Annotated in this window: 14 protein-coding genes; 5 read left to right on the top strand and 9 right to left on the bottom strand. The window is 43.9% G+C overall.

What is annotated here, in order from left to right:
* Positions 1-13: 13 nt before the first annotated feature.
* Positions 14-1,459: an amidophosphoribosyltransferase gene (gene purF, locus G589_RS0108945; protein ID WP_026521883.1), complete on the bottom strand. Its 1,446-nt coding sequence runs from the start codon at positions 1,457-1,459 to the stop codon at positions 14-16.
* A gap of 215 nt (positions 1,460-1,674) precedes the next feature.
* On the opposite strand from purF, the gene G589_RS0108940 reads away from it, so the two are divergent.
* Complete coding sequence (locus G589_RS0108940; protein WP_026521882.1) at positions 1,675-2,253, top strand: hypothetical protein; 579 nt, start codon at positions 1,675-1,677, stop codon at positions 2,251-2,253.
* A 20-nt stretch (positions 2,254-2,273) separates the two neighbouring features.
* On the opposite strand, the gene G589_RS0108935 is transcribed toward G589_RS0108940, so the two are convergent.
* From G589_RS0108935 to G589_RS0108915, 5 genes are all read right to left on the bottom strand, one after another.
* On the bottom strand, positions 2,274-2,999 hold the full coding sequence (locus G589_RS0108935) for an ion transporter (protein WP_026521881.1): 726 nt from the start codon (positions 2,997-2,999) through the stop codon (positions 2,274-2,276).
* Positions 3,000-3,031: 32 nt separating this feature from the next.
* Positions 3,032-3,193 carry a hypothetical protein gene (locus G589_RS21870; protein ID WP_155832521.1) on the bottom strand — a complete coding sequence of 54 codons (162 nt, stop codon included), beginning with the start codon at positions 3,191-3,193 and terminating at the stop codon, positions 3,032-3,034.
* 13 nt (positions 3,194-3,206) lie between these two features.
* Entirely contained in the window at positions 3,207-4,136 is a 930-nt protein-coding gene (locus tag G589_RS0108925) for a cation diffusion facilitator family transporter (protein WP_026521880.1), read from the bottom strand.
* A 1,115-nt stretch (positions 4,137-5,251) separates the two neighbouring features.
* On the bottom strand, positions 5,252-5,836 hold the full coding sequence (locus G589_RS0108920; protein WP_026521879.1) for a hypothetical protein: 585 nt from the start codon (positions 5,834-5,836) through the stop codon (positions 5,252-5,254).
* A gap of 92 nt (positions 5,837-5,928) precedes the next feature.
* Positions 5,929-6,483: a DUF3990 domain-containing protein gene (locus G589_RS0108915; protein ID WP_026521878.1), complete on the bottom strand. Its 555-nt coding sequence runs from the start codon at positions 6,481-6,483 to the stop codon at positions 5,929-5,931.
* Between the two features lie 170 nt (positions 6,484-6,653).
* Between G589_RS0108915 and trxA the strand changes: the two genes are divergently transcribed.
* Positions 6,654-6,971, top strand: a complete 318-nt coding sequence (trxA, locus tag G589_RS0108910; protein ID WP_022768528.1) for a thioredoxin — start codon at positions 6,654-6,656, stop codon at positions 6,969-6,971.
* 85 nt (positions 6,972-7,056) lie between these two features.
* Here the strand turns inward: trxA and G589_RS19385 are convergent, their stop codons facing one another.
* The 3 genes from G589_RS19385 to G589_RS0108895 all read right to left on the bottom strand — a co-directional run bounded on the left by G589_RS19385 (position 7,057) and on the right by G589_RS0108895 (position 10,796).
* Positions 7,057-8,007 (bottom strand): GTP-binding protein, encoded by a 951-nt coding sequence (locus tag G589_RS19385; protein WP_051192278.1) that lies wholly within the window; start codon positions 8,005-8,007, stop codon positions 7,057-7,059.
* Positions 8,008-8,017: 10 nt separating this feature from the next.
* A complete protein-coding gene (locus G589_RS19380; RefSeq protein WP_035771682.1) occupies positions 8,018-9,547 on the bottom strand; it encodes a Na+/H+ antiporter NhaC family protein in 1,530 nt (509 codons plus the stop codon).
* A 127-nt stretch (positions 9,548-9,674) separates the two neighbouring features.
* Positions 9,675-10,796: an aldo/keto reductase gene (locus G589_RS0108895; protein WP_026521877.1), complete on the bottom strand. Its 1,122-nt coding sequence runs from the start codon at positions 10,794-10,796 to the stop codon at positions 9,675-9,677.
* A gap of 199 nt (positions 10,797-10,995) precedes the next feature.
* Here G589_RS0108895 and G589_RS0108890 point away from each other — a divergent pair, with 199 nt between their 5' ends.
* The 3 genes from G589_RS0108890 to G589_RS0108880 all read left to right on the top strand — a co-directional run.
* The gene (locus G589_RS0108890; RefSeq protein ID WP_026521876.1) at positions 10,996-12,177 is read left to right on the top strand and encodes an aldo/keto reductase; all 1,182 of its coding nucleotides are present in this window, start codon (positions 10,996-10,998) and stop codon (positions 12,175-12,177) included.
* Positions 12,178-12,248: 71 nt separating this feature from the next.
* The gene (locus tag G589_RS0108885) at positions 12,249-14,090 is read left to right on the top strand and encodes a diguanylate cyclase (RefSeq protein WP_026521875.1); all 1,842 of its coding nucleotides are present in this window, start codon (positions 12,249-12,251) and stop codon (positions 14,088-14,090) included.
* 58 nt (positions 14,091-14,148) lie between these two features.
* On the top strand, positions 14,149-14,440 hold a 292-nt coding region (locus G589_RS0108880), incomplete at its 3' end, for a helix-turn-helix domain-containing protein (protein ID WP_026521874.1).

Here is a 14,440-nt window from a genome sequence, read left to right as displayed (position 1 = left end):
TATTATTCTGTGATTACTTTTCGTAGCTTCCTCTGATATCTTCTGTTGGCGGATCCATTGGATACTTACCTGTAAAGCATCCCTTGCAGATTGAGAGCTTACCTCCGACCATTTCCTCGAGCCTTTCAAGCTCAAGGTAAGCCAGGGAATCTGCTCCGATGATCTTGCAGATATCGTCAACATTTCTGTTATAGGCAATGAGCTGGTCTCTTGCCGGTACGTCCGTTCCAAAGTAGCATGGCCAGAGGAACGGCGGAGAGCTTACCCTCATGTGTACCTCTTTTGCCCCGGCATCGCGAAGCATTCTCACGATCCTGTCTGAGGTTGTTCCGCGGACAATGGAGTCATCTATCATGATGATCCTCTTACCGCTTACTGCGCTCTTTAGGGCATTTAGCTTGACCTGAACGCTGGATTCACGGTTCTTTTGCTTGGGTTTAATAAAGGTTCTTCCGATATAAGAATTCTTTACAAAGGCCTGTCCGTAAGGAATTCCCGACTCAAGGGCATAGCCAAGGGCTGCCACGTTTCCGGACTCCGGAACACCTACGACCATGTCGGCATCCACCGGTGAATCCTTGGCAAGAAATCTTCCTGCTGCGATCCTGGCATCGTAAACGCTGATTCCGTCTATGGTGCTGTCCGGCCTTGCAAAGTAAATAAACTCAAATATACATCTGGCCTGCTTGCCATGTTCTATGCACAGGCTCTTATCTGATTTGATTCCGTACTCAGGAGATATGGTAACTATCTCTCCGGGTTCAACATCTCTTATGAAGGTTGCGCCAATGGTATCAAGGGCGCAGGTCTCGGAAGCAAGGACATAAGTATTCTCTCTTCTTCCTATTACCAGAGGCTTAAAGCCGTAGGGGTCTCTCGCTCCTATGAGCTTTCTGGGAGACATTATAACAAGGCTGTAAGCGCCTTTTATCTTGAGCATTGCTCTTCCAACCGCTTCCTCGACGGAGTGGCAAAGGAGTCTCTCCCTTGCGATGTGGTAGGCAATGACCTCCGAATCGATGGTAGTTTGAAAAATAGCACCGGTATAAGCAAGTTCATGCCGAAGCTCCGGTGCGTTAATAAGGTTGCCGTTGTGCGCCATCGCCAGGGCTCCCTTTACATAATTAAGAACAAGGGGCTGGGCATTTTCTCTTGTACTGCTTCCTGCAGTAGAATAGCGCACATGTCCGACGCCGATATCCCCTTTAAGTTTATCAATATCTTCGTGAGTAAAAGCCTCATTTACAAGGCCCATATCCTTATAGCTAAGTATCTTGCCCTTTGGGCCCTTTGTATCACTTACAGCGATACCACAGCTCTCCTGACCTCTGTGCTGAAGGGAAACCAGTCCGTAATAGATGGAGTCTGCAACATCCCCTCCGTCAAAGTCATACATCCCAAATACACCGCACTCTTCCCCAAGGTGCTTGTAACTTTCAGTCCTGTTTAGATCCTTCATTTTTCTCCTCTTTTTTCTTATAAGAAAAAACTGCTCAAAAACACGAATATAATAACAAATCTTGGCCTGTGTGGCAACAAAAAAGGTGTGTGATAAATCTGTGACAAACAGGAGAGTATAGTGTAATCAGAATCAAACAAGAGAGAAAACTAAAGACCAAAAAACAAGGACTTTAGTAAACAAAAAAGATTATGAAAAATATGGAGGTGTTCATTATGAGAAAACAGATTGAAAAGATTATCGCAACAGTATTTATTATCGCTCTTACCATCACAGCATTTAACTTCAAGTCATTTGCATACAGTGATATTCCTGATTACTTCGATTTTGAACAGTGCTGTGTAACAATGAACGCAGGATCAACACAAGATCTCTGGATCAGAGCAAACTACGATTACGACGCTTTCGTAGGTGAGCACACCAGCAGCAAGACTTACATCGAGTGTTCAGAGAAATCCGGATCACAGCATGTAGTACTTCACATCGGCCCCGATGAGCAGACAAAGAACGTTATGTTCTACTTCTACGTAGATGATAAAAACGTATCTGAGAAGAACCTTTACGACTGCATCGAAGTTTACGTACAGAACATCGATCCAACCTATGGCCAGAAAGCAGATATGGCAGCTCCTCTTAAGTGGTACGCAAACAACAACTCAGAGTTCAATGCATACGACTACTACATGAACTATCCTGATCTTCAGAATGCATTTGGAACAAACGGCGACGCACTCTTTACACACTTCTACCAGACAGGTAAGGCAGAGCACAGAGTAGCCAACAAGCTTCTTTGATAAATCAGATCATACACAGATCAGAGCTCATACTTAGATTTCTTTTTACTAATTTCATTCATATAAGCAGCAGTGATCATACCTGATGGGAGGGCTATAACGGCTACTCCCATCAGTGCTGATATCATAGTTATAAAACGGCCGATATCAGTCGTGGGGTAGATATCTCCATAGCCAATGGTGGTTATGGAAATGGTAGCCCAGTAAAGAGCATCAAAAAAGCTCTCAAAGAGATTTGGCTCCAGCTGGAATATCAGCATTGCGGAGACAAAAATATAGATGGTTATCAGTATAAGCACAGCGATGAGCTGTGTTTTTACTTTTCTTACGACATTGGCAATGACGATCATTGTCTTTGAATATCTTATGAGCTTAAGCACACGGAATATTCTGATAAGCTTTAATAGTCTCAAGGATGGTATCGGGAACAAAAGATATATAACCGGCAGTATGGACAGAAGGTCAAAGATAGCCAGCGGTGTAAAGATATAGGCGATATAAGCCTTGATATTCTTAAATCCCATCTTGTAATCAGCTGTATAAACTCTTGCACAGTAGTCTACAAACAGGATCAAGGCAGTGATTATCTCAATAACAAATGTATAGAAGTTATCCGTCTTTAAAGTCAGCGGAACAAGACCGACGATAACTGTGGTTGTCATCAGTACATCGTAAGCTCTGCTGGATGCATCGCCTATGCTGGATACTTCAATTACTTCATATATTCTTCTTTTGTATTTTTCCATAAGCCTCCGATATCAGAAATTCAAAGTTGCGGTTAAAAAGTTCCTTCCCAAAAGCATAAGAATCCCAAGATTGCCAGTATTATGCTCACTGCTCTGCACAAAAAAACAAAGAACGTAATATGGATTTTTTTCTTGGAAGTTGTAACTCCGGAATCCGATATGAACAGATCGTCATTGTTGTACTTTCTTAGCATAGATTCTGCTCCTTTAAAGCTTTTCTTCCTCGTGATGCTTGTAACCTGTTGGATTTACATGGATCATAACGTGTTTGACTTCTGGGAATTCTTTTTCTATCTGATCATGAACTCTCTCAGCTATATCGTGGGACTGCTGGAGGGTAAGATTTCCGTCTGCATTTATCTCCATCTCCACATATACCCTCTCTCCGAAGGTCCTTGTCCTTAGAAGGTCCACTCCTACCCCGAGGTTCTCATCTCTTGAGAAGTTGTACACAAGGTCTTTTATCCTGGTCTCTACCTCTCTGTCTGCGGAGGTATCAAGCATCTTGTCAACCGCACCTCTGAATATCTCAATTGCTACCCACATGATCATCAGACAGATCAGGATACCTGCCACCTGATCCAGAACAGGAAACCCGTGACGAGCTCCCACAATACCGATCAAAGCTCCTATTGAAGAAAGAGCATCTGACCTGTGGTGCCATGCATCAGCTTTAAAAGCACTTGAATTAAGAAGCTTGGCATAACGCATCGTGTACCAGAACATGGCTTCTTTGGTTATTATGGAAACCAGAGCCGCAATAACCGCCAGCATTCCGGGAGTTGCCAACTGCCTGTAGCTTCCATCGACTATTGCTGTGATGCACTTCTTTCCGATTTCTACGCCGGTCGCGAAAAGAATGAACGATAATATCAGTGATGCTACACACTCCATCCTATCGTGTCCGTATGGGTGCTTGTCATCAGCTTTTTTCCTTGATAGGACAACTCCTAAATATGCGATAAATGTGGCGATTACATCAGATAACGTATGTATCGAGTCTGAGAGCATGGCTGTGGAATGTCCCACAATACCTGCTATCAGTTTAAATACTGCCAGGAAAACATTTCCCAAAATACCTACGAAGGCTAATTGGTTGGTAATCTTCTTTACATCATGCTTTGTGTCTTGTTCCATTTCGGTCGCCTCCCCACTGCGATGACACTTATATTATAGCAAAATTAACGGCAGGCAATACATAAATAATTGATGAAACATAGTCGTTTGAGACTTCAGTACCCGCAGCCAAAGATTGTATGCCTTGGCGAATGAATATCAATGGCCTTTCGCGGCATATCCTCGCGAAAAGCACGCTGCGGTATTCCACGGTGCCATTGACATTCATTCGCTAAGGCATATTGGGCAGCTAAGCGGGCTATGAAGTCAGGGTTCTTGCTTGCGATTTCATGTCCCAGCTTCCGTAACGTAGCTATTTGCCACAGATTCCGGCCAGAGACAGCTCCTTGTGCAAGCTTTTTTCATGTCCCGGTGCCTATATCATGCGCTTCTGCCACAGATTTCAGCTAGGGCCTTCCCTTTATCGGCTCATTTGTCATGTCCCAGCTGCTAAGATGCAGCTATTTGCCACAGATTTTGGCTGGAGATTGCTCCTTGTGCAAGCTTTTTTCATGTCCCGGTGCCTATATCATGCGCTTCTGCCACAGATTTCAGCTAGGGCCTTCCCTTTATCGGCTCATTTGTCATGTCCCAGCTGCTAAGATGCAGCTATTTGCCACAGAATCCGGCCGGAGACTGCTCCTTGTGCAAGCTTTTTTCATGTCCCGGTACCAATATCCTGCGCTTCTGCCACAGATCTGTCCGGAATACAGATTGCGCGCAAGCCTTTTACATGTCAATGAGGCCAAAACGCCCTCATCTGCCATAAAATCGGACAGGAATCTAGATTGTGCGCAAAGCGTTTACATGTCAACGAGGACAAAATGCCTTCTCTGCCATAAATTCAGCCAGGAATCTAGATTGCAAGCAAGTCTTTTACATGTCAAAGAGACCGAAACGCCCTCCCCAGCCATAAAGTGCCGGCAGACGGGGATTCCTCTGAGTTCGGCGCCCGCTTAGTGACCAAGCAGTTCGGAAATATGCCTGAGTCAAGGGACAGTACGCTGGGCGCCGCCCTTTGGCGCCCGGGCAGCCCTTGGCTCAGGTATATTTCCGAACTACAATGAGCGATCAGTGGGCCGAAGCACATAAAAAGAGCGTGGCACCGATTGGTGTCACGCTCTTATAAATTCAATTTACTGCTGACCCTGATTGTTGTTTGATCCGTTCAGGAAGCTGAGAGGTCCGTCAAGAGTCTGCTGTGAAGTAAGAACTCTTGCATCTGTCATCCAGTCCTGAGAAGCAGGTGCATGAGCGCTTGATGAAGCAAGAAGCTTGATTGAAGCAATGATAGTAATGATATTTGCTAAAATTGCAAATCCTGTTGTCTGAGGATCATCAAGTCTCTCAAGCATATCCTTGAAAAGCTGTACCAGGAAAGCAATGTTGAGAACTGTTACTACTAAGGCAAGAACGCCTCCGACATAAGGTATAAGATTAACTACATATGTCAGAACCGCTACAACTACTGCCCAAAGCTTGAGAATTGAAGCCGAAGCTCTCCATCCGTAGAGGTTGATAAAATTGCAAGGTCCGTAAGTAGCTTCTACACATGCATAGATATTTGCGAACGGAATAAAGCCCATCCATGCATTCTGATAATTGCGAACCTTGAGGTACTTGTATCTTCCGATCGCGTCAACAAGATAAACAGCAACGGCGATGATGAACAGAACTACAAGAAATCCTCCAAGTGCTGCAAATACTGCATATTCATCCATAATATTTCCCCTTTCAAATCAAGAAATTTTTTATACAAATATGATTATACAGGACTTTTGTACCAATAGAACAACAAAATTGGCGAATTATACTAGTTTAATTCCTCCATTACCCTTGCAAACTCGCTTAGATACTGTTCTCCATCAGCTTCTGCTATTCTTTTATTTGCTTCAATATCAGCTCCGGATAGAATCTCCGAAGACACAAACCTTAGATGCTCTGCTGCCTTCAAAGTCTTTAAAGTGATCTGCTGATAGCAGGGTCCGATGCACAAAAGCTTCATAGCCTCGTCATCCGACAAATACCCGCTGGTCATGATTCCCAGAGTATCAAATATCGTATCATTGGCAATGGGACCTATTATCACATCATATTCAGAGAGATAGTCAGGCAGAGATCTTCTATTGGAAAAGACATATCTGAACCACTCTTCATTTCTCTCAAATTTCTTTATATTAAGTCCGTCAAGCTCAAGTTCATAGGTATTAACGTAAATATCCGCCCCGGTCTTTTCTCTTGCCCATCGGCATGCAAATTCTCTTTTATCTGTAGTGTAAAAGCCCTGGCCCAGATCTGCGTTCTTACGACCTCTGTGAACATCAGGCTCTCTTATTTCTTCATATCCAGAGTGATATATTCTTATCATTTCGCTTACCTCCTGATTCTATCAGTAGTTACACCCCCATTATAACATTCGCAAAAATATTTGCAATTTAATTGTTGACAATTTAATTGTGATATGTTAAATTAAGATCACAGCAAACGAAAACCACTAACAACTAACGATAAATAAATTACAAATTGGAGGTCAAACATATGGAATACAGATTCACAGAAGAAAATTTTGATGCAGAAGTACTCGGTAGTGATACACCCGTTCTTGTAGATTTTTACGCTGACTGGTGCGGACCTTGCAAGATGATGATGCCTGTTGTCGAGAAGATGGCAGAGACATACGAAGGCAAGGTTAAGGTCGGCAAACTCAACGTCGATGAAAACAACGCTATAGCGGCTAAATATGGCGTAATGTCTATCCCCAGTTTCATCGTATTCAAGAATGGCGAAGTACTTAACAGCTCCACAGGAGCAATGTCACAGGCAAATCTTGCTAAGATGCTTGATGACGCACTTTAATTAGCCAACACCACTCCACATAATACAACCCTCTAAAATGGGAGTCTCTGCAAAAGCAGAGGCTCCCATTTCCTTTACACAAATCTTATAGTGACACAACCGAGCAGTAATCTTTAAAAATACTGTTGATGTATGCTTTATCAAGACCCTCTCCGATCACAATAAGTACGTTTCTGCTGCTTACTATCGGAGTTGTCTTGATCTCCTTTTCCGTGGCGTTAAGCTCTGTCTGCTCATCCTCTGAAATCTGGACAAAGCCCTTGATCCTAATTACATGCCCTGCTTTTGCATCGGTTAAAAGACCTTTCGCAATCTCCCTTAGCTTGTCCAAAGGCATAGCTACATCGAAATAAAAAAGCGGTGTAAACTGCTTATCCTCTATCGGAATTTTCACATAAGAAGCATGCCGATATCCGCAGCTGCAAAGGCTTTCAAAGTCATCCGGCGTAAACTCAGCTATAGGCTTAGCCAAAATATCTTTTGACATATCAAAGCTCTTACCGCCAAACTCGTCCATGATCTTATTTACAGCATCAAGCACTGCCTTTTTGTCAGAAACCATATCCAGTTTGGAAAAGACAAGCTTCCCGGCATAGGCGATCTCAGACATGAAGATGTATCTCTCAAAATCACCGAGATCAAAAACAGCCCCTGCGTCCACCAGGGAAATGACGTTACCAATCTCGTACCACCTATCCAGTGGCTCGTCATAGAGAACATCGAAGAACTCATCAACGTCATATATGCCCGAGGGCTCGATCAGCACTCTGTCATATCCGCTCATGCCCATGGATATGAGCTTGGTCCTGAATCGCCTTCTGTGGGCCTCCTTGCCATCTCCTCCAACGATCATCTCGAGGTTGCAGTTCTCTGAAAGAAGGTCCTGAAGCATGACCATATCTATGTTCACAGCGCCATAGTCGTTCTCTATTATGCAGATCTTCTCACCTTTTGAAATGAGGTATCTTGCATATTCCTTGATGAATGTTGTCTTTCCTGATCCGAGAAAACCCGTTATCAGATCTATCTTGACCATTTACAGACTCCTATGCATCCGCCTTTTTAATTGCCAGAAGCGTAACTACCATGAGCGCAATGCCTATAGGCAGACAGATGAGCCAGTTTCTGATAAAGCCGGCAAAGATATAGGCAACCATTGAAACAATGGCAGCTGTAAGTGCATAAGGAAGCTGTGTTGAAACGTGACCGATGTGATTACACTGAGCTCCTGCACTTGCCATGATGGTTGTATCTGAAATAGGTGAGCAGTGATCTCCGCATACAGCGCCTGCCATACATGCTGAAATGGCAATGATCATGAGCTCGTTATTCATATCGCCGCCAAATACATTAACTACGATCGGAATAAGGATTCCGAAGGTTCCCCAGGATGTACCTGTAGCGAAGGCAAGGAATGCGCCCACTGCAAATACAATAGCAGGCAGGAAGTTCATGAATGCACCGTTTCCGGCTACGTTCTGCACCATTCCGGCAACATAATCAGCTGCACCGAGTGAATCAGTCATAGACTTAAGTGTCCATGCAAATGTAAGGATGAGGATGGCGGGAACCATGCTCTTAAATCCTTCTGAAATTGTGTTCATGCACTCTGTGAAGTTGAGTACCTTGGTAGCCATGAAGAATATCTGTGTTATCAAAAGAGCTGCAACAGAACCGTAAACCAGTCCGACTGAAGCATCTGAATTTGAGAAAGCATCAATAAAGCTCTCGCCCTCAAAGAATCCTCCGGTATAGATCATGCCAATGACACAGCAGACGATGAGTGCAACGATGGGAAGTACCAGGTGAATAACCTTACCCTTTGTAGAAACAGGAGGATGAGGCTGATCTGTAGCACCGGACATACCGGGAGCCGGTTCTTCTTTTCCTGCTGCCATTTCCTTAAGCTCTTTTAAAGAATCTCTCTCAACCTTCTTCATAGGTCCAAAGTCGAAGTCAGCCAGAGTAAGTGTAAGCATCATTGCGATGGTTAAGATCGCGTAGAAATTGTAGGGGATAGCCCTTACGAAAAGAGTCAGTCCGTTTGCCCCGTCAACGAAACCTGTAACAGCTGCTGCCCATGAGGAAATAGGTGCGATGATGCAGACAGGTGCTGCTGTTGCGTCGATAAGGTACGCGAGCTTTTCTCTTGATATCTTGTGTTTGTCTGTGAGAGGCCTCATAACAGAACCAACTGTGAGGCAGTTGAAATAATCATCGATGAAGATGAGAACACCAAGAAGAATTGTGGCGATCTGAGCACCGGCCTTGGTCTTAACATGTTCTACCGCCCATTTTCCGAAGGCTGCAGAACCACCTGCGCGGTTCATGAGCATAACCATGCTTCCTAGAACAACCAGGAAGATGAGGATACCCACATTCCAGCTGTCAGAGAGCTGTGTGATCATGCCGTCAACAAAGACATGCTCGATGGTGCCGGTGAATGAAAAGCCCGAATAGAGCATTCCGCCAACAACAATTCCGATGAAAAGAGATGAATAAACCTCTTTCGTGATGAGTGCCAGAGCGATGGCTATGATCGCCGGCAACAGTGACCAGAAGCTGTTAATAAACATATTCTTTCTCCCCCTTATATACTATATGAAAACCATTATATATCTACTGCGGTGAAATTTCTATACTTTAAAGCACTAAAATGGGAGAAGGTACAAAGACCTTCTCCCACTATATGCCACTTACTGATTACTGACCCAGTATTTCTGCTGCTTCCTTCATGAGATCTATGATAGGAAGATGCTGGGGACATACGCCCTCGCACTGGCCACAGGCTATACAATCAGAAGCTTTTCCGCTTCTCTGGATAAGTCCTGAGTAGAAGTTCTTGGATCTCCAGTCATCCGGATGACGACGTAGTGTATTGATTGTCCTGAATACATCAGGAATGCTGATCTGCATCGGGCATCCGTCGCAGCAGTACTTGCAGGCTGTACAGCCGATCTGCGGAACCTCGAGGAGCTTCTCTGTAACCTTATTAACTACTGCGAGCTCTTCTTCTGTAAGAGGCTCGAAATTCTTGAAGGTGTTAAGGTTATCCTCCATCTGTGCCTCATCGGACATACCTGAAAGGATTGTCATAACGCCGGGCTGTGATGCTACAAATCTAAGAGCCCAGGAAGCAATTGAGCTTTCAGGTCTTACCGCCTTAAACATCTCCTCTGCTTCAGGTACCATCTTGGCAAGAGCTCCGCCCTTAACAGGCTCCATGATGACCATGGGAATATTTCTTGCCTTGAGGATCTCGTAAAGCTCCTGGCTTCTTACAACAGGATTTGATCTGTCCAGATAGTTGTACTGGATCTGTACAAATTCAATCTCAGGATGATTGTCAACAATCTCAGTGAGGAGCTCAGGGCTTCCGTGGAAGGAGAAACCAAAGTGCTTAATCTTGCCCTCTTCTCTCTTCTTAACGCCCCACTCAAAGCAGTTGTACTTAACATAAGTGTCGTAGTTGTTGCCTTCCTCGATGGAATGAAGAAGATAGAAGTCAAAAAAGTCAACGCCTGCTCTCTCAAGCTGTTCATTAAAGATTCTCTCTACATCCTCTTCCTTCTTGATCTCCCATGCAGGAAGCTTGGTTGCCAGTGTAAAGCTATCCCTGGGATGGCGCTTAACCAGCGCTTCTCTTGCCTCAACTTCGCTCTTTCCGCCGTGGTAAACATAAGCTGTATCGAAGTAGGTAAGTCCTGCCTCAAGATACTTATCTACCATTCTGCACACCTGCTCATGATCAATAACACCGTCATTCTCAGGCAGTCTCATCAGTCCAAAGCCAAGCTTTGGCATCTTGCTCAGATCAATACTCATAGTCATTCTCCTTTTATAATTGTATCTAATATTTTATCATATCAACTTGTATAAAAATACGCCCCTCAAATTTTGTCCTTTCTTTTCTACTATCTTGACAAGATAGCCAATAGACATTATAAATTAATGTATCTATTTTGTGCAATTATATTGTGCTAACACGATCATTTTTTTATTTTTATAAAAGGGGATTTCAATTATGGAGTACAGGCAAAGTAAAACCGGTGAACCCATATCCATCCTTGGCTACGGATGTATGAGATTCACCACAAAGGGTGGCGGCATTGATATCGACAAGGCAGAAAAAGAGATCATGGCTGCCTACAAGGCCGGTGTCAATTACTTCGATACCGCCTATGTTTATTCCGGAAGCGAAGCTGCGCTGGGCGAGATCTTAGAGCGCAACGGTATCAGAGACAAGGTAAACATCGCCACCAAACTTCCACAGTACCTGGTTGGAAGCAGGGCTGCTCTCGATAGATACTTTGACGAAGAGCTGCGTCGCCTTCGCACAGATCATGTGGACTACTATCTCATGCACCACATGACAGCCATGAACCAGTGGGACAAGCTGGAAAACGTCGGAATCAAGGAATGGATTGCCGAAAAGAAAGCTTCCGGTCAGATCAGAAACATCGGATTTTCCTATCACGGAAACACTGAAGATTTCATCGGAATCCTTGACGCCTACGACTGGGACTTCTGCCAGATCCAGTACAACTACGTTGACGAACACTCCCAGGCAGGAAGAAAAGGTCTTTTACATGCTGCAGAGAAGAATATTCCTGTTGTCATCATGGAGCCTCTTCGCGGCGGTAAGCTTGTTAATCAGCTTCCCCAGAAGGCAAAAGACCTTATAGCTTCTCAGGACAATGGCTACACTCCCGCTGAATACGGTCTTCGCTGGCTCTGGAATCAGAAAGAGGTAACCTGTGTTCTTTCAGGAATGAATTCCATAGAGATGGTAGAAGAAAACTGCAGGATCGCATCATCGGCCAAAGCAGACTCTTTTACCGAAAAAGACTTCGAAGTTATAGATAAGGTAAAGCAGATAATCTCAGAGTCAGAGCTTGTGGGCTGCACCGGATGCAGATACTGCATGCCATGTCCAAGGGGCGTAGATATTCCGGCACTGTTCAGGAGCTACAACATGACAGCTGTCGACAGCAAATCCTCGGCGAGATTTGAGTATGCTCAGACTGTTGGTCTTAAAAAGGATCCGGCATTCGCCACACAGTGCATCGGCTGCGGAAAGTGTGAACAGCACTGTCCACAGAGCATTCCAATCAGAGAGAAAATAAAGGAAGCCGACAGAGTTATCCGCCCGCTTCCATACAAGATCGGCATAAATATTGTGAGGAAATTTATGTTAAGAAGTTAACTGTAAAACGTGGAGTAAGTCTTAATTTGCTCCACGTTTTTATGTTATAATTTTCTCTAGAGGTAAATATCATGATCAACGGTAAAAAAATTGTTGCTCTATGTACATACAGAATACATGATTCCCAGGTTTTTACCTTTATAACGGAGTTCAGTAACCTTTTAAGTAAGTTCGACTGCCGTCTTTTTATCTATGCCATCAACGCCGAGATTGGCAACATGTGTGGCTTTCTTGCGGAAACATCCGTGTATGACCTTATCCCCTTTGATAAAGTAGATGCTGTCGTCATAATGGACGAGAAGATCAAGAGCAGAGAGACTGTTCGAAAGATCATCGACAATGCAAAAAAGGCGAATGTTCCGGCCATCGTAATAGACGGTGAGTATGACGATGTGTCCACAATAAACTTCGATTACAGGAAGGGGTTTGAGACCGTTGTAAGGCATGTCATTGAAGAGCACGGGGCAAGGCGCCCTCATTTCATGGCCGGCAAGCATAACAATAAATTCTCTGACGAACGAATTGATGTTTTCAAACAGGTTCTTGCCGAAAACAACATTCCTTTCGATGACTCCATGCTAAGTTACGGAGATTTCTGGTCAGTTCCTGCAAGAGCTGCTGCCGAAGAGATCATTAAAAGAGATGTGCTTCCGGATGCCATCATCTGCGCCAACGACATCATGGCCATCAACGTCTGTGATGTTCTTACCACGCACATGATCATGGTTCCCGGAGAAGTTATGGTTACAGGTTTTGACGGACTTGACGAAGCGTCCCTTGCAACCCCCGGCGTTACCACCGCCAAATGCAGCAGTGTAAATCTTGCCAAGGTTGTTATACAGGTTGTAAAAGACACTTTTGCAGGCAAAGGTTTGCAGCATCAGTCTGTTATACCTGAGTTTTTGCCCAATGAATCCTGTGGCTGTCCGCGCATGACTCCAAGCGCCATCTCCGCAGTCCACAGCTTTAACAACAGATTTTATCATCATCAAGATGATATCCATATCATGCAGGATTTCACATCCAGGATCATCAGCAGTAACTCTCTTGAAGACTGCCTGGATTTCCTGCGAAGCCCTCTGTCGAATAATATGTGTATCATTCTTGATGCTGCCTGCCTCAATGAGGAAGTTAACTATTTCCTTGAAGATACTGACACCACAGATAAAATCCTCATTTATGACTCATATATAGATGAGGACAGAGTAACTCCTTTTGATCCGGACACTGTTGTGCCACATCTTGATGAGCTGATTGAAAAGGGATATCCTCTGATATTCAATGCTCTTGAATACATGAGCAAATCTCCGGGTTATATTTGCTACTCTTTCCCTAGGTATGACATGATCGATTACTCCAAAACTTCCAGTCTTACCAGCACCATCGGCATGGGTCTTGGCAGCTATATCAACATGCGCTACCAGCTCTTTATCCGTGATAAGATCCAGCGAATGTATCAGAACGATGCACTCACAGGCTTCTATACAAGGCTTGCCTTCTACTCCAAGTATGAGGATTTGAAGGAAAATCCCGAAAACTACGGAAAAGACGCCACAATCATCATGGCCGATCTAAACGGCCTTAAGAAGATAAACGATAACCTCGGTCACTCTGCAGGTGATTCTGCAATAAAGGCTGTAGCGACCAGGTTAAAAAACAATTGTCCGGAGGATACTCTGTGTCTAAGGCACGGAGGTGATGAGATGGTTGCTCTTATCATAGGGCCCTGTGATCCTGAAAAGATAAAGGCCGGTGTCGATAAAGACCTTCAGAAAGACTCCAAGGAGCTCGGCATTAAGGTATCAGCCGCCATAGGTTATTACGTCACAAAATTTGATAGTAATCTGGACCTTAATAAGGCTATCAATGCAGCTGATGAAGAAATGTACAAAATAAAAAAGCAGTCGAGATGATTGTACCGACCCCCAAAAGTTAGACCAAAAATCTAACTTTTGGGAGGTCGGTATTTTTATGGCAAAATATGATTTTGAATTTAAGAAAAAGGTAGTCCTAGCATACCTTAAAGGTGAAGGCGGAAGGAACTTTTTGGCAGAAAAGTATGGTATCGCAAGTTCACAGCATATCATCGAATGGGTTAATAATTACAATAAGTTTGGTGATGATGGTCTGAAACGATCTCGAAAAAAAGAAAGTTATTCTTTCGAGAAGAAGCTGAATATTGTAGAGTTATATTTATCAAGTGAAATCTCATATCAAGATTTGGCTATTCAAGAAGGAATTACTAATCCATGTATGATTGCTA

Source organism: Butyrivibrio sp. VCB2001 (genome assembly GCF_000423965.1).
Lineage (GTDB): Bacteria > Bacillota > Clostridia > Lachnospirales > Lachnospiraceae > Butyrivibrio.
Note: the sequence above shows the minus strand (reverse complement) of the source record. Positions and strands in the feature narration are given on the sequence as shown.